The sequence below is a fragment of the Pseudomonas sp. H1h genome (assembly GCF_000633255.1).
In the GTDB taxonomy this organism is placed as follows: domain Bacteria; phylum Pseudomonadota; class Gammaproteobacteria; order Pseudomonadales; family Pseudomonadaceae; genus Aquipseudomonas.
Window position 1 is genome coordinate 23806 of the sequence record NZ_AYMJ01000019.1, and the last position, 21457, is coordinate 45262.

Sequence of the window (21457 nt, forward strand, 5' to 3'; positions counted from 1 at the left end):
ATTTCCAGCCACAGCCCTTTACACATAATGCGAAAGATTTGCATTATGTCGCAGCTTTGCGCACCCCCGCGCCCTGTCCATTCAATTACCGAAGCAGGATGTTCGCCATGATTCGTATGCCTCTGGCTACCGCCAGTCTGCTGGCCATCGCTATTTCCCTCGCCGGTTGCGGCGAAGGCAAAGACAAGGCTGCCGCCCCGGCCGCGCCGACTCCGGCCGCCAGCACCGCCGCTGCAGCAGCACCTGCCGCCGCCGGTAAAGTCGATGAAGCCGCCGCCAAGGCTGTGGTCGCGCACTACGCCGACATGGTCTTCGCCGTCTACAGCGATGCCGAATCCACCGCGAAAACCCTGCAAACCGCTATCGACGCGTTCCTCGCCAAGCCGAACGCCGAGACGCTGAAAGCCGCTCGCGCTGCCTGGGTTGCCGCTCGCGTGCCGTATCTGCAGAGCGAAGTGTTCCGCTTCGGCAACACCATCATCGACGACTGGGAAGGTCAGGTGAACTCCTGGCCACTGGACGAAGGCCTGATCGACTACGTCGACAAATCCTACGAGCATGCACTGGGCAACCCGGGCGCCAACGCCAACATCATCGCCAACACTGAAGTCCAGGTCGGCGAAGACAAGGTCGACGTGAAAGACATCACTCCGGAAAAACTCGCCAGCCTCAACGAGCTGGGCGGTTCCGAGGCCAACGTCGCCACCGGCTACCACGCCATCGAATTCCTGCTGTGGGGCCAGGACCTGAACGGCACCGGCCCGGGCGCTGGCAACCGTCCGGCTTCGGACTACCTGGAAGGCGCCGGCGCTACCGGCGGGCACAACGATCGTCGCCGTGCGTACCTCAAAGCCGTGACCCAACTGCTGGTCAGCGACCTGGAAGAGATGGTCGGCAACTGGAAACCGAACGTGGCCGACAACTACCGCGCCACCCTGGAAGCCGAACCGGCCGAAAGCGGTCTGCGCAAAATGCTCTTCGGCATGGGCAGCCTGTCCCTGGGTGAACTGGCGGGCGAGCGCATGAAGGTTTCCCTGGAAGCCAACTCGCCGGAAGACGAACAGGATTGCTTCAGCGACAACACCCACAACTCGCACTTCTACGACGCCAAAGGCATTCGTAACGTGTACCTGGGCGAGTACACCCGTGTCGACGGCACCAAAATGACCGGCGCCAGCCTGTCGTCGCTGGTGGCCAAGGCCGACCCGGCTGCCGACACCGCGCTGAAAGCCGATCTGGCCGCGACTGAAGCCAAGATCCAGGTCATGGTCGATCACGCCAACAAGGGCGAGCACTACGACCAGTTGATCGCCGCGGGCAACACGGCGGGCAACCAGATCGTGCGTGACGCCATCGCTTCGCTGGTCAAGCAGACCGGTTCGATCGAAGCCGCTGCCGGCAAACTGGGCATCAGTGACCTGAACCCGGACAACGCTGATCACGAGTTCTGATCACAGCGTCTGCGTCAAAAAAGGCGACCTTCGGGTCGCCTTTTTCATGCCTGCCATACACACAACCCTGTGGGCGCGGGCTTGCTCGCGAAAACGCCGGGTCAGACACAGATGAGCTGACTGACACACCGCTTTCGCGAGCAAGCCCGCTCCCACAGAGGCGACTGCGTTTCTCCAAATCACTGCGCTGTATCAAGCAAACGATAATTCCTCTTATTCAAACCCCCTCGCCCTGTTAGACTTTGCGCCTTTATTTTCGCCCGTCCGCAGGATGTCTGATGCCCTCGCTGCCTCTTCGCTTGTCCGCACTGTTTCTGGCCTTGAGCCTGAGTGCCTGCGATGACGCCCCGCGTTTTACCAAGGCCGAGCCGGGTGAAGCACGTTCGGGTGGTGCGGCGACCGTGCGCAAGACTGATCAGAATGCGTTTTCCCTGCCCTCGGCCAACCTGCCGCCGTCGCGCCGGGTCGACTTCAGTGTCGGCAACAGTTTCTTCCGCAGCCCGTGGGTGATCGCCCCGTCGACCACCACCGCCCGCGATGGCCTCGGCCCGCTGTTCAATACCAATGCCTGCCAGGGCTGTCACATCAAGGATGGCCGCGGCCATCCACCACCGCCCGACGCGCCCAACGCCGTGTCGATGCTGGTCAGACTGTCGATCCCCAATACAGCGCAGTTTGCCAAACTCATCGAACAGGTTGGCGTGGTGCCGGAGCCGGTCTACGGCGGGCAGTTCCAGGACATGGCCGTGCCCGGTGTCACACCTGAAGGCAAGGTGCGCGTCGAGTACACGCCGATGCCGATCCGCTTCAAGGACGGCACTGAAGTGGAACTGCGTAAACCGGTTCTGCAATTCAGCCAGCTGGGCTACGGCCCGATGCACCCGGACACACGTTTCTCGGCCCGCGTCGCGCCGCCGATGATCGGCCTCGGCCTGCTCGAAGCGATCCCGGAAGAAGCGATTCTCGCCAACGCCGCCGCCCAAGCCGAAGACAACAAAGGTATCAACGGGCGCCCGAACCGGGTGTGGGATGACGCGTTGCAGAAGACCGTCATGGGTCGATTTGGCTGGAAAGCAGGGCAGCCGAACCTCAATCAACAGAATGTTCACGCGTTTTCTGGTGATATGGGCCTCACCACCAGCCTGAGACCGTTCGATGACTGCACCGACGCGCAAACCGCCTGCAAACAGGCGCCGAACGGCAATGGTCCGGATGGCGAGCCGGAAGTCAGCGATAACATCCTGCGCCTGGTGCTGTTCTACACCCGCAACCTCGCGGTGCCGGCACGTCGTGGCGTCAACGACGAACAAGTGCTGGCCGGCAAGAACCTGTTCTTCCAGGCCGGTTGCCAGTCCTGTCACACCCCCCGATACACCACCGCCGCCAACGCGGCCGAACCTGAACTGGCCAATCAAGTGATTCGCCCGTACAGCGATCTGCTGCTGCATGACATGGGCGATGGCCTGGCCGACAACCGCACTGAATTCCAGGCCTCCGGCCGCGACTGGCGCACCCCGCCGTTGTGGGGGATCGGCCTGACGCAGGCGGTCAGTGGCCACACTCAGTTTCTGCATGACGGCCGCGCCCGCAATCTGCTCGAAGCCGTGCTCTGGCATGGCGGCGAAGCACAGAAGGCGCAGCAACAGGTTTTGTCTTTCAACGCCGAACAGCGTGCCGCGCTGCTGGCGTTTTTGAACTCACTTTAAACACTAATAAAGAATCGGGAGCCCGACATGTTCCGTCCCAAGCTACTGTTCACCAGCCTTGCCGCATTGGCACTCGGCGCCTGCTCGCCACAGGATCCGCAAGCGGTCACCTCGGCGGCCATCGCCAAATCGGTGATCCTGCCGACCTACACCCGCTGGGTCGAGGCCGACAAGCAACTGGCCGTCAGCGCCCTCGCCTACTGCCAGGGCAAGGAAAACCTGGAGACCGCCCGCGCCGACTTCCTGCACGCGCAGAAAGCCTGGGCCGAGCTGCAACCGTTGCTGATCGGCCCGCTGGCTGAAGGCAACCGTTCGTGGCAGGTGCAGTTCTGGCCGGACAAGAAAAACCTCGTCGGCCGTCAGGTCGAGCAACTGGTCGTCGCCCAGCCGCAGATCGATGCCGCTGCCCTGGCCAAGTCGAGCGTGGTGGTGCAAGGCCTGTCGGCTTACGAATACATCCTGTTCGATGCCAAGCCTGACGTCGCCAATGACGAACAGAAAGCCAAATACTGCCCGTTGCTGATCGCCATCGGCGAGCGCCAGAAGCAACTGGCCGAAGAGATTCTGCAAAGCTGGAACACCACCGACGGCATGCTTGCGCAAATGAGCAAGTTCCCGAACCAGCGCTACGCCGACTCCCACGAAGCGATCGCCGATCTGTTGCGTGTACAGGTCACCGCCCTCGACACTCTGAAGAAAAAACTCGGCACGCCAATGGGCCGCCAGAGCAAGGGTGTGCCGCAACCGTTCCAGGCTGATGCATGGCGCAGCCAGTCGTCGCTGACCGCGCTGGAAGCCAGCCTCGCCGCCGCCAAAACCGTGTGGGAAGGCGTCGACAACAAAGGTCTGCGTGGTCTGTTGCCGGCCGAGCAGAAACCGTTGGCAGACAAGATCGACGCCGCGTACGCCGCTTCGTTGAAACTGTTCGGCAGCACTCAGCGCTCGCTGACCGAAATGCTCCAGGACGACGCCGGTCGCCAGCAGCTCAATGATCTCTACGACAGCCTCAACGTCGTCCATCGCCTGCACGAAGGCGAACTGGCCAAGGCGCTGGGCATTCAACTGGGCTTCAACGCCAACGACGGTGACTGATGAGGGCAAGTGCCATGCTGCGACGCCAGGCTCTGACTTTAGGTAGTGTGCTGCTGGGAGCAGTGACTCTGGGCGGCTGGACGCTGTTCAAGCGCAAGGATCAGAGCCCGCTGTTGCTCTCGGCGCGCGACGACACCGATGGCAAGCATTACGCCGTCGGTTATCGGCTGGACGGCACCCGAGTGTTCGCCACCGAAGTCGGCCAGCGTTGTCACGACATCATCAACCACCCGACGCTGCCGATCGCGCTGTTCGTTGCCCGCCGCCCGGGCACCGAAAGCTATCTGATCAACCTGCGCGACGGGGCGTTGCTGCAAACCGTGACGTCGCAGCCGAACCGGCATTTCTACGGCCACGCGGTGGTGCACAAGGACGGCGAATACCTGTACGCCACCGAGAATGACACCCGCGATCCGGGGCGCGGCCTGCTCGGGGTGTACAGGTTCGAAGGCGAGCGGCTGGTGCACAGCGGCGAGATCTGCACCCATGGCCTCGGTCCGCACCAAGTGTCGTGGATGCCCGACGGCGAAACCCTGGTGGTGGCCAACGGCGGGATTCGTACCGAGGCGGAAAGCCGCGTCGACATGAACCTCAACGCCATGGAGCCGAGCCTGGTGCTGATGCAACGCGACGGCACCCTGCTGAGCAAGGAAACCCTGGCCCAGCAGATGAACAGCGTGCGTCATCTGGGGATCGCCAGCGACGGCACCATTGTCGCCGGTCAGCAGTTCATGGGGGCTTCTCACGAGCGCTCGGAGCTGCTCGCAATCAAGCGCCCGGGCCAGCCGTTCGTGGCGTTCCCGGTGCCGGATCATCAGTTGCAGTCGATGGGGCATTACACCGCCAGCGTCGCCGTGCACAGCGAACTGCGCCTGGTGGCGTTGACCGCGCCACGCGGCAACCGGTTCTTTATCTGGGATCTGGACAGCGGCGAAGTGCGCCTCGACGCACCGCTGCCCGATTGCGCCGGCGTCGGTGCGGTGAAGGACGGATTTGTCGTGACCTCGGGTCAGGGTCGTTGCCGTTACTACGATTGCCGCCAGGATGAGCTGCTGGCCAAACCGCTGGATCTGCCGGCGGGGCTCTGGGACAACCATCTGCACTTGATGGCCTGACCCACCAGAGAGAACGCCGTACCTGTGGCGAGGGGGCAAGCCCCTCACCACCGGATTTGTCGGCGTCTTCGCTTGTAAAAACTGGCAGTTGGAATCCCCACCTGACTCGGAGTAATGTGCCCGACTGTCTCACCTGATTTATCCAAGGAACTGGAATATGCTGCGTCGCCGCATGCTGATCATGTTGGGTGTTGTCTTGCTGGTCGTCCTGGTATTGGGCGGTTACAAAGCCTTTTCGATCTACACCATGATCCAGGGCTTTGCCAAACCCAAACCGCCGATCAGTGTCGCCGTGGCCAGCGCCAGCGAACGGCCGTGGCAGATGCGCCTGCCGACCGTCGGCACGCTCAAGGCGCTGCAAGGCGTCGAGCTGAGCCTGGAAGTCGCCGGCACCGTCACCGACATCAAGTTCGAATCCGGGCAGAAGGTCAAGGCCGGGCAACCGTTGCTGCAACTCGACAGCGCCGTCGAAACCGCCCTGCTGGAAACCGCCAAGGCCGACCTGGGTCTGGCGCAACTGGACTTCGGGCGTGGCAGCCAGTTGATCGACAGCCGCGCCATTTCCAAAGGTGAATACGACCGGCTCTCGGCAGTCCTGCAAAAGGACAAGGCCACGGTCAATCAGCTCAATGCTGCACTGGCAAAAAAACGCATCGTTGCGCCGTTCAGCGGCACTATCGGCATTCGCCAGGTCGATGTCGGCGACTATCTCGCCAGCGGCACCCGAATCGCCACCCTGCAGGATCTGAGCAGCCTCTACGCCGACTTTTACGTGCCTGAGCAATCGGTGCCGAAACTGGCCATCGGTCAACCGGTGCAGATCGGCGTCGCGGCCTATCCCGGGCAGAATTTCCCCGGTGCGATCAGCGCGATCAACCCGATTGTCGAGAGCACCACGCGCAACATTCTGGTCCGCGCCACCCTGGCCAACCCCGACGGCAAGTTGCTGCCGGGCATGTTCACCAGCCTTGAGGTGTTGCTCCCCGATCCGCAGAAACACATCGTGGTGCCGGAAAGCGCGATCACCTACACCCTCTACGGCAACTCGCTGTACGTGGTCGGGCAAAAGAAAGCCGAGGACGGCAGCGTCGTAAAAGACGACAAGGGCCAGCCGGTGTTGATCGCCGAGCGGCGCTTCATCGAGACCGGTGAACGCCGTGATGGCCTGGTGATGATCAACAAGGGCGTGCAGAACGGCGAACAAGTGGTGACCGCCGGCCAGATCAAACTGGACAACGGCGCACACATTGCCATCAGCGACGGCAAGACCCTCGGCGAGCAGAACAGTCCGCCTCGCGCCGACTGATCAAGGAATCCCCATGGCTTTTACCGATCCGTTCATCCGCCGCCCGGTGCTCGCCACCGTGGTCAGCCTGCTGATTGTGCTGCTGGGTTTCCAGGCCTGGAGCAAACTGCCGCTGCGCCAATACCCGCAAATGGAAAATGCCCTGATCACGGTGACCACCGCCTACCCCGGGGCCAACGCCGAGACCATTCAGGGCTACATCACCCAGCCGATGCAGCAGAGCCTGGCGAGCGCCGAGGGCATCGACTACATGACCTCGGTCAGTCGTCAGAACTTCTCGGTGATCTCGATCTACGCCCGCATCGGTTCCAACACCGACCGTTTGTTCACCGAGCTGCTGGCCAAGGCCAACGAGGTGAAAAACAAGCTGCCGCAGGACGCCGAAGACCCGGTGCTGAGCAAGGAATCGGCCGACGCTTCGGCCCTCATGTACATCAGTTTTTTCAGCAAGGACTTGAGCAACCCACAGATCACCGACTACCTGTCGCGGGTGATCCAGCCGAAACTGGCGACGCTGCCGGGTATGGCCGAGGCGGAGATTCTCGGCAATCAGGTGTTCGCCATGCGTCTGTGGCTCGACCCGGTGAAGCTCGCCGGTTTCGGCCTCAGCGCCAGCGACGTGACCAACGCGGTGCGCCAGTACAACTTCCTCTCCGCCGCCGGCGAAGTGAAAGGCGAGTACGTGGTCACCAGCATCAACGCCAACACCGAGCTGAAGTCCGCCGAAGCCTTCGCGGCGATTCCGCTCAAGGTCAGTGGCGACAGCCGCGTGCTGCTCAGCGATGTGGCGCGGGTCGAGATGGGCGCGGAAAACTACGACTCGATCAGCTCGTTCGGCGGCACGCCGTCGGTGTACATCGGCATCAAGGCCACGCCCGGCGCCAACCCGCTGGACGTGATCCGGGAAGTGCGCAAGCTGATGCCGGAGCTGGAAGCCCAGTTGCCGCCCAACCTCAAGAGCGAGATTGCCTACGACGCCACCCTGTTCATCCAGGCCTCGATCGACGAAGTGGTGAAAACCCTGTTCGAGGCGGTGCTGATCGTGATTGTGGTGGTGTTCCTGTTCCTCGGCGCGCTGCGCTCGGTGGTGATCCCGGTGGTGACCATCCCTCTGTCGATGATCGGGGTGATGTTCTTCATGCAGATGATGGGTTACTCGATCAACCTGCTGACCCTGCTGGCGATGGTGCTGGCGATCGGGCTGGTGGTGGACGATGCGATTGTCGTGGTGGAGAACATCCATCGCCACATCGAGGAAGGCAAGACGCCGCTGGAGGCCGCACTGGAAGGCGCACGGGAAATCGCCATGCCGGTAGTGTCGATGACCATCACCCTGGCGGCGGTGTATGCGCCGATCGGCTTCCTCACCGGACTGACCGGGGCGCTATTCAAGGAGTTTGCCTTGACCCTGGCCGGCGCCGTGGTGATTTCCGGGATCGTCGCCCTGACCCTGTCGCCGATGATGTGCGCCCTGCTGTTGCGCCACGAGCAAAACCCCAGCGGTCTGGCGCACCGGCTCGACCGCATCTTTGACGGCCTCAAGCGCCGCTACCAGAGCCTGTTGCACGGCACGCTCAACACCCGCCCGGTGGTGCTGGTGTTTGCGGTAATCGTGCTGTGCCTGATCCCGGTATTTCTCAAGTTCACCAAGTCGGAACTGGCGCCGGATGAAGACCAGGGCATCATTTTCATGATGGCCAACGCGCCGCAGCCAACCAACCTCGATTACCTGAGCACCTACACCGACGAGTTCATCAAGATCTTCAAGGAGTTTCCGGAGTACTACTCCTCGTTCCAGATCAACGGCTACAACGGCGTGCAATCGGGCATCGGCGGCTTCCTGCTCAAGCCGTGGAACGAACGCAGCCGCACGCAGATGCAGATCCTGCCCGAGGTGCAAGGCAAACTGGGCGCCATCCCGGGCCTGCAGATCTTCGGCTTCAACCTGCCTTCCCTGCCCGGCACCGGTGAAGGTTTGCCGTTCGAGTTCGTGGTCAACACGGCCAATGACTACGAATTGCTGCTACAGGTCGCGGACCGGATCAAGAAGCGCGCCATGGAGTCGGGAAAGTTCGCCTTCGTCGACCTTGACCTGGCGTTCGACAAGCCGGAAGTGGTGGTCGATATCGATCGCGCCAAAGCTGCGCAGATGGGCGTGTCGATGCTGGATCTGGGCAGCACCCTGGCGACATTGCTGGGCGAGGCGGAAATCAACCGTTTCACCATCGAAGGCCGCAGCTACAAGGTGATTGCCCAGGTTGAGCGACCGTTTCGCGAGAACCCTGGCTGGTTGAACAATTACTACGTGAAAAACACTCAGGGCGAGCTGCTGCCACTGTCTACCCTGATCAAGGTCACCGACCGGGCACGACCGCGTCAGCTCAACCAGTTCCAGCAACTCAATGCCGCGAAGATCTCTGGATTCCCGCTGGTCAGCATGGGCGAGGCGATCGACACCGTATTGCAGATCGCCCGGGAAGAGGCGCCGGCCGGTTTTGCCTTCGACTATGGCGGCGCCTCACGCCAATACGTGCAGGAAGGCAGCGCATTGTGGGTGACCTTCGCCCTCGCGCTGGCAATCATTTTCCTGGTGCTGGCAGCGCAGTTCGAAAGCTTCCGCGATCCGTTGGTGATTCTGGTGACGGTGCCGCTATCGATCTGCGGGGCGTTGATTCCGCTGTTCCTGGGCTGGTCGAGCATGAACATCTACACCCAGGTCGGGCTGGTGACGCTGATCGGGCTGATCAGCAAGCACGGGATCCTGATCGTCGAATTCGCCAACCAACTGCGCAAGGACAAAGGACTGACCGCACGCGAGGCGGTCGAGGAAGCGGCGGCGATTCGGCTGCGGCCGGTGTTGATGACCACGGCGGCCATGGTGTTCGGCATGGTGCCGTTGATTCTGGCGACCGGTGCGGGTGCAGTCAGCCGGTTTGATATCGGCATGGTGATTGCCACGGGCATGTCGATCGGGACGTTGTTTACGCTGTTCGTGCTGCCGTGCATCTACACCCTGCTGGCCAAACCTGATCCCAAACAAACCACATAACCCTGCGGGCTTGCTCGCGAAGGCGGTGTGTCAGTTGAAGAATTTGTTTACTGAAACATCGCTTTCGCGAGCAAGCCCGCTCCCACAGGGGAAGGGTGTGATCCCTGGAAACACGCAATAAAAAAGGCCTCGCAACTGCGAGGCCTTTTACGTGGGCTTCAATCGGTTCAACTCTGTGGCCTCATCCCTTGAGAAAGTCCAAACATGAACAACAACAAATCATGGTCAGGTTTAGTCGCCACGGAGGCTTTCGCCACCCGTGGTACTGCGCAGTGAGCATCGCCGGTGGTGGCTCCGATCACCTGCATGCGGGGCTGCTCCCAGGCCGCCACCGCCAATGATGCAACTGCCAAGGCTCCAACCAAGAACAAACCTCGTGCAATTTCGAGTTTCATCGCTATAAACCTTTGATAGCGCTGCCAAACGCCGTCTCATAAAAATAGACGAGTTTTTTCCAGTCCGTGTCGCTGAACGACGAATGGCGACGCAATTGCTTCATGTCATGGGCGGCCGCGCGATGAGCGGTCAGACGCTGACGGCATTTTTCCAGATCGATCAATGCCACCTCGACCTGGGCCGAATCACCCTCGCCGGTCACCCGTACAAACACGTGTTTGATGTAGATACAGCTGTGCTGCCAACGGCCCTTGTGCATGCGCGCAAGGTTTTGTGCCAGGTCCTTCAGGACGCGTTCATACACGGCTTCGCCATATTGCGCGCGACCACCAGCGGCTTCCCACTTTTCCAGTTCATCGAAACCGTCCAGCGACTTGGTCACCAGCAAGGCACGCCACTTGTGCTGCGGATCGGGCTGCGCGCCGCAGAACACGATTTGCGGTACGCGCACACCGAGTCGGCTGACGCCGGTCAGGGCATCCAGTTCGCGCAGCACCGTCGGGCGACCGAAGGGATGCAGCCAACTGCGGTAGATATGTCCGGTCTGGCGCTTGGCATACAGTAACTGGCCGTCTCGACCCATGACTCGTTGCACACCACTTTCACCACCACGGCGTACGTTGGGTTCTTCCACCCATTCACCGCGCTGGTTCCAGAAGTAGTCGAAGCGATCCTGGGGAGCGACTTCCGTTTCTGCTGCTGTTTGCACCGCCATCCTGTTACCTCTTGCGTAATACGTAAACCCGCCACATGGCATAGAGCGGAATAAAGTCCAGTTGTTCCTGAATGCGAAAACCTGCTTCTTCGAATTCTTTTTCCACTGTCACAGCCGGTAACACAAACCGGTTCTGGTAACCTTCCTGCCCACGGCGCTGCTCGGCGCGCTTGCGTTTCCAGGCCTTGAAATTACCGTCGACCCACAACGAAATAATCACACTGTCGCGGGTGACACGCTCGAATTCGCGCAAAATCGTCCGCCGATGTTCGGCCTCACCGATGTGATGCAGCAAACGCATGCAGAAAATGCTGTCGACGGCGTTATCCGGCAAGGCAATGTCGAACGCAGATGTGTGCAAAGGTTGTACCCGTTTCACCACATCGGCCGGTTGCGACTGCATCGCGGTCTTGATCATCGATTCGGAATTGTCCGCGCCAATGATCACCCGGTTGGGCTTCTCTGCCAGCAACGGCCAGAAGCGCCCTGCGCCGCATGGCAGGTCCAGGACCAGCCCGGGCTCGCCCGCCAGCGTCAGCGCCTTGCGGGCCAACTGCTCGTCCCGCCAGTGAGACAACCGACGACCGAGGCCGTCCTGATGCTTGCGCAAATATTTTTGTGCATGCTGGTCATCATACTTTTCGGAAAAATCGAGCTTGATCGGTCTGCTCATCATCAGGGCTCCTGAATTACTGATACCCCTACCATAGGTAGTGGCATGTCAGCGTCAGGTCGTCCCTTTGTGAAAAATACGTCAGGTAAACCAACAAACTATTACAGGGTTTTACACGGAGAAAGCAATAGCGCGGGGCCATTAACTGATTCTGGGGGGCACTGATGGTTCAATTTCGCCGTTCAATCCCCTTCGCGAGCAGGCTCGCTCCCCACTTTGTAGCGTCTATTGCTGTGGGAGCGAGCCTGCCCGCGAAGGCGTCATCAAAGGTCAGCACTCAGGGCTCGGCCGCTTTGGTCTATGGTTCAACGCAGCCCCAGCGTGACTTCAAAGCGGCAGCCATTGGGTTCCATGGTGCTCAACGTCACCTCCCAGCCCTGGTTCTCACAGATCCGCTGCACCAGCGATAACCCCAGCCCGAGACCCTCGCCGCGTTTTTCATTGCCGCGAACAAAGGGCTGGAACATGGCTTCACGTTTTTCTTCGGGGATACCGACTCCCGAGTCTTCGACGACAAACCCGTTGTCGTTGAGTGTCAGGCGAATGAATCCCTGTTCGGTGTAGTGGCAAGCGTTGCGCAGCAGATTGCCCATGACGGCGCCGAGTAGCGTGGCATTGAAGCGGGTGTCCGGCGGATTGCCTGGCTCGAACATCAGCTGCAGCCCTTTGGACTCGATCGGTTCACGCCAGACGTTCAAAAGGCCGTCAGCCACTTGGCCGAGGTTCTGCTGCGGCGCTGAACCGGCGTCTTCACGCTGGGCGCGAGCGAGCATCAGGAACGTCTGCACCAGCTCGCGCATTTCTTCGCTGGCCCGGGCGATGCGTTCGACCTGGGCCCGACCGCGTTGATCCAGTCCCGGGTTCTCGAGGAGTAACTCGCAGGAGCTGGCCAGCACCATCAGCGGTGTTCGAAGTTCATGACTGACGTCGCTGGTGAACAGTCGCTCGCGAGTCAGCGCCTGGCGCAGACGCCCGAGCGTGGCATCGAATGCCACCGCCAGCTCGCCGACTTCGTCAGCGGCATAATCCGGTGCCAGCGGTGGCGCCAGACCGAGCAGTTGATCGCGGTGCCGTACTTGCCGGGCCAGTCGCACCACCGGCGCCATGACCTTGCGCGCCAACACCCAGCCGAGGAACACGGCCAGCGCCAGACTGAGCACGAAGCCCACCAGCACCACGGCGAACAGCACGCGTTCGCGCTCCTCGAAATCGCTTTGATCCTGCAGCAGCACATAGCGGCGACCGTCGACGATCTCGACCATCGCGTGATACGACAGCTGTTCGCGGAACACTTCGTGGAAACCCGCATCGAGGTGACGCAGGTCTTTGGGCAGCTCGAAATCACCCGGGCCGCCGCTGAAGTAGAACAGTTGATCCGGTTCCGGGCGATGGCTCCAGTCCGACACGTTGTCCATCAGCAGCAGGCGCTGAAGGTCGCCGCCCAGCCCCGCCGAAATCAGTTTTTCCTCCACCAGGTGCACCGTCGCCACAATGCCCATGGCGAAGGCCCCGGCCACCAGCGCACTCATCAGCGCAAAGGCGATGATGATCCGCTGGGAAAGGCTTTGCTTAAACTCCATCACGCCCCTCGGCCAGGCGGTAACCCACACCGTGCACGGTTTGCAGCAGCGGTTTGGCGAATGGCTTGTCGATCACCTGGCGCAATTGGTGGACGTGACTGCGCAAGCTGTCGCTGTCCGGGCAGTCATCGCCCCACAGCGCTTCTTCGAGAATTTCCCGGCGCAGGACGTGCGGACTTTTCTGCATCAATACCGCCAGCAGTTTCAAGCCGACCGGATTGAGCTTGAGCAGCTTGCCCTCGCGGGTCACTTCCAGCGTGTCGAGGTCATAAGTCAGGTCGCCGACCTGCAGCGCACGACGGCCACCGCCCTGGGTGCGACGCATCACCGCTTCGACCCGTGCCGCCAGTTCGGACAGTGCAAACGGCTTGACCAGATAATCGTCGGCCCCGGATTTGAAACCCTGCAAGCGGTCGTCCAGTTGATCGCGGGCGGTGAGCATGATCACTGGCGTGTCGCGCCGGGCATCTTCACGCAGGCGCTTGCACAGGGTGTAGCCGTCGATCCCGGGCAGCATGATGTCGAGCACGATCAGGTCGTAATGCTCGGTGGCGGCCAGATGCAGGCCCGACAAGCCGTCCTGGGCGCAATCGACGGTATAGCCTTTGAGCCCCAGGTAATCGGCCAGGTTGGCCAGGATATCGCGGTTGTCTTCGACCAATAGAATTCGCATTGGCATTTCCTCCGTACACAGTAACGGCCGTCATGGCCCGCGCAGCTTAAGGCCAACGCCGGTTCAGGGCTAGGGCCGGCAAGCGTGCAATTCCATTTGCCCAGGCAAATTAAATAATTAACAAAGTTTTCACTATCGATTCACAACCTGATTACAGTGGCGCCGCGACACTCGCGCGCCATTGATATAAGGAAAACGAGACAATGGACTCTTTCAAGACAGCGCCCATGCGCTTTCTGCTGCTTATCACCGGCGCCTGGCTGGTCATTTTTCTCCTCACCCGAGCGGTCTTGCTGCTGACTCACCTGGATGAAGCCGGTGGCTTCGCCCTCTCCGTGTTCGGCATCGGCGCGCTCTATGACCTGGGGTTCCTGGCTTACGCGGCGCTGCCGATGGGCCTGTACCTGCTGCTCTGCCCACCGGGCCTGTGGCGACGTCGCGGGCATCGCGGGTTCCTGCGGGTTCTGCTGACCATCAGCCTGTTCGCGATGTTGTTCGTGGCGGTGGCCGAATGGCTGTTCTGGGACGAGTTCGGCGTGCGCTTCAACTTCATCGCCGTCGATTACCTGGTGTATTCCGACGAAGTGCTGAACAACGTCCTCGAGTCCTACCCGATCGGCAAACTGTTGAGCCTGCTCGCCGTGCTGGCCGTGGTGATCAGCGTTGCGCTGCGCAAGCCGTTCAATGCGGCCATGAATGCCCCGCTGCCACCGCTGCGCGCGCGTCTGCTCAATGCATTGGGCCTGTTGATCGTTGCCGGTTTGAGCCTGCAACTGCTCAGCCAGGACGCCCCGCGCGCTCAGGGCGGCAACGCTTACCAGAACGAACTGGCCAGCAACGGCCCCTATCAGTTCTTCGCCGCGTTCCGTAACAATGAACTGGACTACGCCCAGTTCTACAAGAGCCTGCCAGCGGAAAAAGTCGCCAGCCAGATCCGCGCCGAACTGAGTGAAAGCAATGCTCGTTTCATCGGCCAGGACCCGCAAGACATCCGCCGGGTAATCGACAACCCCGGCACCGCGCGCAAACCGAACATCGTGCTGGTGACCATCGAAAGCCTGAGCGCCAAGTACCTGGGCAGCAACGGTGACGGTCGCAACCTGACGCCGAACCTCGACGCCTTGCGCAAGCAGAGTCTGTACTTCAACAACTTCTACGCCACCGGCACCCGCACCGACCGTGGCCTGGAAGCCATCACCCTGGCCATCCCGCCGACGCCGGGTCGCTCGATCGTCAAGCGCATCGGCCGTGAAAGCGGTTTCGCCAGCCTTGGCCAACAATTGAGCGCCGTGGGTTACGACAGCGTGTTTGTCTATGGCGGACGCGGTTACTTCGACAACATGAACGCGTTCTTCAGCGGCAACGGCTATCGCGTCGTCGACCAGAGCAGCGTCGATGAAGCCGAGATTCACTTCAAGAACGCCTGGGGCATGGCCGACGAGGATCTGTATCGCCAGACCCTGAAGCTGGCGGATGCCGATTACGCCAAACAGCAACCGTTCCTGTTGCAATTGATGACCACCTCCAACCACCGGCCTTACACCTACCCGGACAACCGGATCGATATCAAATCCGGCAATGGCCGTGATGGTGCGGTGAAGTACACCGACTACGCGATTGGTCAGTTCCTTGAGCAGGCGCGGCAGAAACCGTGGTTCGACAACACGATCTTCATCTTCGTCGCCGACCACACCGCTGGCAGCGCCGGTAAAGAAGACTTGCCGATCGCCAACTATCAGATCCCGCTGTTCATCTACGCGCCGAAAATGATCGAAGCACGCGAGAGCGCGCAACTGGCCAGCCAGATCGACCTCGCCCCGACACTGCTGGGCTTGCTGAATCTGGACTACACCTCGACGTTCTTCGGTCGCAACCTGTTGCAGGACAACCCGCTGCCACCGCGCGTGGTCGTCGGCAACTACCAGCACCTGGGCTTGTTCGATGGCAAGGATCTGGCGATCCTCAGTCCGCGCCAGGGCTTGCGTCGGCATGACGATGCGCTGACCGAAAGCCGTGAATCGCGTGTCACCAGCGACGACCCGCTGGTCAGCCGGGCGATCACCTATTACCAGACCGCCAGTTATGGCTTCAAACAGCAGCTGTTGAGCTGGAAGCCGGCGAAGGACAGCACTGTCCAGGTCAGCGAACAGTAACCGTCAATAGAAACGCCCCGGGCTGATGCACCGGGGCTTTTTTTTTGCGCAACCGGTTATCACAGGAAATACAGATCCCAATGTGGGAGCGAGCCTGCTCGCGAATGCTGTGTATGCGTCACGGCTGTAGTGAACGCTGGATTGCTTTCGCGAGCAGGCTCGCTCCCACAGGGGACGGTGTGAAGCCTGATATCCGGGCAATAAAAAACCCCGCCTGCTCATCGCAGGCGGGGTTTTTCGTTACGGGGTAAGGCTGGCTTACATCATGCCGCCCATGCCACCCATGCCGCCCATGTCTGGCATACCGCCGCCAGCACCGCCGTCTTTCTTCGGCGCATCAGCAACAGCAGCTTCGGTAGTCAGGATCAGACCGCCGATCGAGGCTGCAGCTTGCAGAGCGGAACGGGTTACCTTGGTTGGGTCCAGGATACCCATTTCGATCATGTCGCCGTATTCGCCGGAAGCAGCGTTGTAACCGAAGTTACCTTTGCCGTTCTTCACTTCGTTGACGACTACGCTTGGCTCGTCGCCGGAGTTGGCAGCGATCTGACGCAGCGGCGCTTCAACAGCGCGACGCAGCACAGCGATACCGACGTTCTGGTCAGCGTTGTCGCCGGTCAGTTCGGTCAGGGCTTCCAGAGCACGGATCAGCGCAACGCCGCCGCCAGGTACCACACCTTCTTCAACGGCTGCACGGGTAGCGTGCAGGGCGTCTTCAACGCGGGCTTTCTTCTCTTTCATTTCAACTTCGGAACCAGCACCAACCTTGATCACTGCAACGCCGCCGGACAGCTTGGCCAGACGCTCTTGCAGTTTTTCACGGTCGTAGTCCGAGGAAGTTTCGGCAACCTGAGCACGGATCTGAGCGATACGCGCCTGGATGTCGGCTTCAACGCCAGCACCGTCAACGATGATGGTGTTTTCCTTGGACAGGGTGACGCGCTTGGCGTTACCCAGGTGCTCCAGAGTGGTGCTTTCCAGGCTCAGGCCGATCTCTTCGGAGATGACGGTACCGCCGGTCAGAACGGCGATGTCCTGCAGCATGGCCTTGCGACGGTCGCCGAAGCCTGGAGCCTTGACGGCTGCAACCTTGACGATGCCACGCATGTTGTTCACTACCAGAGTCGCCAGGGCTTCGCCTTCAACGTCTTCGGCAACGATCAGCAGTGGGCGGCCGGCTTTGGCAACGGCTTCCAGCACTGGCAGCATTTCGCGGATGTTCGAGATCTTTTTGTCGACCAGCAGGATCAGCGGGCCGTCGAGCTCGGCAACCATGGTGTCCGGCTTGTTGACGAAGTACGGGGACAGGTAGCCGCGGTCGAACTGCATGCCTTCTACAACCGACAGTTCGTTTTCCAGGCCCGAGCCTTCTTCAACGGTGATCACGCCTTCTTTACCGACTTTTTCCATGGCTTCGGCAATGATGTCGCCGATGGAGTTGTCGGAGTTGGCGGAGATGGTGCCTACCTGAGCGATAGCCTTGGTGTCAGCGCATGGCTTGGACAGGGCTTTCAGCTCTTTGACGATCGCGATGGTCGCTTTGTCGATACCGCGCTTCAGGTCCATCGGGTTCATGCCGGCAGCGACGGCTTTCAGGCCTTCGTTGACGATCGACTGAGCCAGAACGGTAGCGGTGGTAGTACCGTCACCAGCGTCATCGTTGGCACGGGAGGCAACGTCTTTGACCAGCTGCGCGCCCATGTTTTCGAAACGGTCTTCGAGTTCGATTTCTTTGGCGACGGAAACGCCGTCCTTGGTGATGGTCGGAGCGCCGAAGCTCTTCTCGAGGATCACGTTACGGCCTTTCGGGCCCAGGGTCGCTTTTACCGCGTCAGCCAGGACGTTGACGCCTTTGAGCATCTTGGAGCGGGCGGCATCGCCGAACTTAACTTCTTTAGCAGCCATGATCGATATTCCTTAAATACTTTGTAGTAGCGGGAAAATGAGCGGGAAATCAGCCTTCCAGTACAGCGAGAATCTCGTTCTCAGCCATTACCAGCAGGTCTTCGCCGTCGACTTTCACAGTGTTGCTGCCGGAGTAAGGACCGAACACAACCTTGTCGCCGACTTTAACGGCCAGCGCACGCACTTCACCGTTTTTCAGAGTCTGGCCTGGGCCAGCAGCGACGATCACACCGTGGTTGGCTTTTTCAGCAGCCGAACCTGGCAGGACGATACCGCCAGCGGTTTTCTTTTCTTCTTCGCTGCGACGGATGACGACGCGGTCATGCAGAGGACGAAGCTTCATTGTCGATCTCTCCTAATTGTGGTTTTCATCGGCCGGTGTAGTCCCGGCGGGTTTAACAAATCCGGCCTGCGCCGGTTGCGGTTCGTCAAGCGAGCCGCGGAAGTCTGTCCGACTCAAATGTCGGAAACCTTTCGGTGACCGATACATAAGGGCGCATAAGCTTATTACAAGGGCGGGGGCAGAAAATTTTTCATCGATTTGCCCCTTGAATGCCGCGCATAAAGAAACGGCACCCGAAGGTGCCGTGTCGATGCAACGGTTATTTGCTGTCGCGGTGTTCGAACTCACCTTCGATCACATCGCCCTCGCGGCCAAGAGGCTGACGCGGTGCAGGACCGCCGCGGGGTTGCAGGTCGTCGGCGAACGCACGCTGACGCATGGCCTGTTCTTCGGCGCGCTGGCGCATTTTGTTCGCCAGTAGACGACGGCTGAACGGCAACAGCATCACCAGACCGACCACGTCGCTGACGAAGCCTGGCAGGATCAACAGGCCGCCGGCCAATGCCAGCATCAGGCCTTCAAGCATGGTCTGCGCGGGCAGTTCACCGCGGTTCAGGCTTTCACGGGCACGCAGGGCCGTGGCCAGACCGGCGATGCGCAGCACAAACACGCCGAACATCGAGCCGAGAATGATCAGCAGCAGGGCCGGGAAGAACCCGATAGCCCCTGCCACTTTGACGAATACGAACAGCTCCAGCACCGGAAACAGCAGAAAGAGCAACAAAAAAGGGCGCATCAGAGATTCCTCAACGCAAGAAATGCCTTGCAGTAAGCATTAGATGACGTCGCCCTTTCGTGAATTCAAGCGTCGGCCACCGCATTTTTTGGCCAGACCTCGGCGTGAGCCAGAGAAACCAAGGCTTCGCGCACTTGTATCGGCGTATGACAAGGGGTTTGAAACGGCAACCAGTACAGCGCTTGGCCGATGCGCAGGTGCATGCCTTCGCTGTCGATCCCGGCCAGTTGCGCCGGCACGGTTTGCGGCAGGCCGGCCAGTTCCACGTAGTGTGCGATGGCCTTGGCGTGGTCGCTGTTCATGTGCTCGACCATGCTGATCTCGGCCTTGCCGGCAAACGGGTTGGCCAACGTCAGTTGATCGACCCAGTGGATCGCGCCGAAACCGCCGATGTAGCGATGACGCACCGGATTGAGCACCCAGAAGTCGAAGTCATGGGCCTTGTGATAATTCTGCGAGTCGGGGAAATAGCGGTAGTAACGCTCCGCAGCCGCTTCGATGGCGAGCGGATCGTCGAGCTTTTGCGCTTCGGCCAGATAGGTCAGGCGACCAACGGCTTGAACGTCATCGGCCTCGCGCTCACCAACCAGCAGCGAACATTTAGCGTCCTTTTGCAGGTTATGGGTGTGCTGGGCGATACGACTGATCAGGATCAGCGGGCGGCCCTGCTCGTCCAGGCAATAGGGCACCACGGAGCCAAAAGGGAAACCGGGCATCGATTTGGAGTGGGTGGACAATACGCCACGGTATTCCTTGAGAAGCAATTCTCGGGCATTCTTGGCCGCTTCAACGCTCAATTTATGACTCCTTATATAGAATCCGTCGAAAAAACGGACAGGCGCCCGGGGATAAGTACCGGTCACGCCATCGGGCACTGCGTATGTGCATTCGGGCCACGCCCGCTGCAGATCGAGCGGCGCCAATAACAAAAAACCACTCAGACCGGCTATCGGGGCATGCGAATGCAACTCAACGACAAAGTAATCATTATCACCGGCGGTTGCCAGGGTTTGGGCCGCTCCATGGCCGAGTATTTCGCCGGCAAAGGCGCGAAGCTGGCCCTGGTGGACCTCAATCAGGAAAAACTCGACGACGCGGTAGCTGCCTGCAAGGCCAAGGGCGTTGAGGCGCGCAGCTATCTGTGCAACGTGGCCAATGAAGAACAGGTTGAGCACATGGTCTCTCAGGTTGCCGAAGACTTTGGCGCGATCCATGGCCTGATCAACAACGCCGGGATCCTCCGTGATGGCCTGCTGCTCAAGGTCAAGGACGGCGAAATGACCAAGATGAGCCTGGCCCAGTGGCAGGCAGTGATCGACGTCAACCTGACCGGCGTGTTCCTGTGCACCCGTGAAGTCGCGGCGAAAATGGTCGAGCTGAAGAACAGCGGCGCGATCATCAACATCTCGTCGATCTCGCGTGCCGGTAACGTTGGCCAGACCAACTATTCCGCCGCCAAGGCTGGCGTGGCAGCAGCCACCGTGACCTGGGCCAAGGAACTGGCACGTTACGGGATTCGCGTTGCGGGCATCGCCCCGGGCTTCATCGAAACCGAGATGACCCTGGGCATGAAGCCGGAAGCGCTGGAGAAAATGACGTCGGGAATTCCGCTCAAGCGCATGGGCAAGCCGCAAGAGATCGCCCATTCGGCGGCATACATCTTTGAAAACGACTACTACACCGGGCGGATTCTGGAGATGGATGGCGGGTTACGCATCTAGCAGCGTCACCACAAAACCAACTGTGGGAGCGGGCTTGCTCGCGAAGGCGGCGGATCAAACAACTGATGAGTTGAATGACACACCGCCTTCGCGAGCAAGCCCGCTCCCACAATGGATTGCATTCAGTCAGCTAATCAATCGTCGCTGATGGTGATCGATCTCTACACCGGGCGGATTCTGGAGATGGATGGCGGGTTGCGCATCCAGCAGCGTCACCACAAAACCACTGTGGGAGCGGGCTTGCTCGCGAAGGCGGCGGATCAAACAACTGATGAGTTGAATGACACACCGCCTTCGCGAGCAAGCCCGCTCCCACAATGGATTGCATTCAGTCAGCTAATCAATCGTCTCTGATGGTGATCGATCTCTACACCGGGCGGATTCTGGAAATGGATGGCGGGTTGCGCATCCAGCAGCGTCACCACAAAACCACTGTGGGAGCGGGCTTGCTCGCGAAGGCGGCGGATCAAACAACTGATGAGTTGAATGACACATCGCCTTCGCGAGCAAGCCCGCTCCCACAATGGATTGCATTCAGTCAGCTAATCAATCGTCTCTGATAGTGATCGATCTCTACACCGGGCGGATTCTGGAAATGGATGGCGGGTTACGCATCCAGCAGTGTCACCACAAAACAACTGTGGGAGCGGGCTTGCTCGCGAAGGCGGCGGATCAAACAACTGATGAGCAGCTGAATGACACACCGCTTTCGCGAGCAAGCCCGCTCCCACAACGGGTTGCATTCAGTCAGTTGATCAATCGTCGCTGATGGTGATCGATCTCTACACCGGGCGGATTCTGGAGATGGATGGCGGGTTGCGCATCCGGCAGCGTCACCACAAA

18 protein-coding genes are annotated in these 21457 nt (G+C 60.3%); 9 read left to right on the forward strand and 9 right to left on the reverse strand.

The window, feature by feature from the left end:
- The first annotated feature begins 107 nt into the window (after positions 1-107).
- The 6 genes from U862_RS0117950 to U862_RS0117975 all read left to right on the forward strand — a co-directional run bounded on the left by U862_RS0117950 (position 108) and on the right by U862_RS0117975 (position 9719).
- Entirely contained in the window at positions 108-1451 is a 1344-nt protein-coding gene (locus U862_RS0117950) for an imelysin family protein (protein WP_025111678.1), read from the forward strand.
- A 278-nt stretch (positions 1452-1729) separates the two neighbouring features.
- Complete coding sequence (locus U862_RS0117955) at positions 1730-3157, forward strand: di-heme oxidoredictase family protein (protein WP_025111679.1); 1428 nt, start codon at positions 1730-1732, stop codon at positions 3155-3157.
- Between the two features lie 27 nt (positions 3158-3184).
- Positions 3185-4249 (forward strand): imelysin family protein, encoded by a 1065-nt coding sequence (locus U862_RS0117960; protein ID WP_025111680.1) that lies wholly within the window; start codon positions 3185-3187, stop codon positions 4247-4249.
- 14 nt (positions 4250-4263) lie between these two features.
- Positions 4264-5364 carry a DUF1513 domain-containing protein gene (locus tag U862_RS0117965; protein ID WP_025111681.1) on the forward strand — a complete coding sequence of 367 codons (1101 nt, stop codon included), beginning with the start codon at positions 4264-4266 and terminating at the stop codon, positions 5362-5364.
- Positions 5365-5521: 157 nt separating this feature from the next.
- Positions 5522-6670: an efflux RND transporter periplasmic adaptor subunit gene (locus tag U862_RS0117970; protein ID WP_025111682.1), complete on the forward strand. Its 1149-nt coding sequence runs from the start codon at positions 5522-5524 to the stop codon at positions 6668-6670.
- A 13-nt stretch (positions 6671-6683) separates the two neighbouring features.
- Positions 6684-9719 (forward strand): multidrug efflux RND transporter permease subunit, encoded by a 3036-nt coding sequence (locus U862_RS0117975; protein WP_025111683.1) that lies wholly within the window; start codon positions 6684-6686, stop codon positions 9717-9719.
- Positions 9720-9886: 167 nt separating this feature from the next.
- Here U862_RS0117975 and U862_RS0117980 read toward each other — a convergent pair whose 3' ends face one another.
- From U862_RS0117980 to U862_RS0118000, 5 genes are all read right to left on the reverse strand, one after another.
- Positions 9887-10114 (reverse strand): hypothetical protein, encoded by a 228-nt coding sequence (locus tag U862_RS0117980; protein WP_025111684.1) that lies wholly within the window; start codon positions 10112-10114, stop codon positions 9887-9889.
- A 2-nt stretch (positions 10115-10116) separates the two neighbouring features.
- Entirely contained in the window at positions 10117-10830 is a 714-nt protein-coding gene (locus U862_RS0117985; protein ID WP_025111685.1) for a lipopolysaccharide kinase InaA family protein, read from the reverse strand.
- Positions 10831-10834: 4 nt separating this feature from the next.
- Positions 10835-11503 carry a class I SAM-dependent methyltransferase gene (locus tag U862_RS0117990; RefSeq protein WP_025111686.1) on the reverse strand — a complete coding sequence of 223 codons (669 nt, stop codon included), beginning with the start codon at positions 11501-11503 and terminating at the stop codon, positions 10835-10837.
- A gap of 305 nt (positions 11504-11808) precedes the next feature.
- On the reverse strand, positions 11809-13083 hold the full coding sequence (locus tag U862_RS0117995) for a HAMP domain-containing sensor histidine kinase (RefSeq protein WP_025111687.1): 1275 nt from the start codon (positions 13081-13083) through the stop codon (positions 11809-11811).
- Complete coding sequence (locus tag U862_RS0118000; protein WP_025111688.1) at positions 13073-13756, reverse strand: response regulator transcription factor; 684 nt, start codon at positions 13754-13756, stop codon at positions 13073-13075. Before U862_RS0118000 ends, U862_RS0117995 begins: the two co-directional genes overlap by 11 nt.
- Before the next feature lie 203 nt (positions 13757-13959).
- Here U862_RS0118000 and U862_RS0118005 point away from each other — a divergent pair, with 203 nt between their 5' ends.
- On the forward strand, positions 13960-15909 hold the full coding sequence (locus U862_RS0118005) for an LTA synthase family protein (protein ID WP_025111689.1): 1950 nt from the start codon (positions 13960-13962) through the stop codon (positions 15907-15909).
- Positions 15910-16167: 258 nt separating this feature from the next.
- Here the strand turns inward: U862_RS0118005 and groL are convergent, their stop codons facing one another.
- The 4 genes from groL to U862_RS0118025 all read right to left on the reverse strand — a co-directional run bounded on the left by groL (position 16168) and on the right by U862_RS0118025 (position 19690).
- Positions 16168-17814 carry a chaperonin GroEL gene (gene groL / locus U862_RS0118010; RefSeq protein WP_025111690.1) on the reverse strand — a complete coding sequence of 549 codons (1647 nt, stop codon included), beginning with the start codon at positions 17812-17814 and terminating at the stop codon, positions 16168-16170.
- Between the two features lie 49 nt (positions 17815-17863).
- The gene (locus U862_RS0118015) at positions 17864-18157 is read right to left on the reverse strand and encodes a co-chaperone GroES (RefSeq protein ID WP_025111691.1); all 294 of its coding nucleotides are present in this window, start codon (positions 18155-18157) and stop codon (positions 17864-17866) included.
- A gap of 259 nt (positions 18158-18416) precedes the next feature.
- Positions 18417-18893, reverse strand: coding sequence for an FxsA family protein (locus tag U862_RS0118020; RefSeq protein WP_025111692.1), 477 nt, complete (start codon positions 18891-18893; stop codon positions 18417-18419).
- A 65-nt stretch (positions 18894-18958) separates the two neighbouring features.
- On the reverse strand, positions 18959-19690 hold the full coding sequence (locus U862_RS0118025) for a HugZ family protein (RefSeq protein ID WP_025111693.1): 732 nt from the start codon (positions 19688-19690) through the stop codon (positions 18959-18961).
- Between the two features lie 165 nt (positions 19691-19855).
- Between U862_RS0118025 and U862_RS0118030 the strand changes: the two genes are divergently transcribed.
- Together U862_RS0118030 and U862_RS0118035 are read left to right on the forward strand one after the other, a co-directional pair.
- On the forward strand, positions 19856-20614 hold the full coding sequence (locus tag U862_RS0118030) for an SDR family oxidoreductase (RefSeq protein ID WP_025111694.1): 759 nt from the start codon (positions 19856-19858) through the stop codon (positions 20612-20614).
- 111 nt (positions 20615-20725) lie between these two features.
- Positions 20726-20968, forward strand: coding sequence for a hypothetical protein (locus U862_RS0118035; protein ID WP_157836076.1), 243 nt, complete (start codon positions 20726-20728; stop codon positions 20966-20968).
- Positions 20969-21457 lie beyond the last annotated feature (489 nt).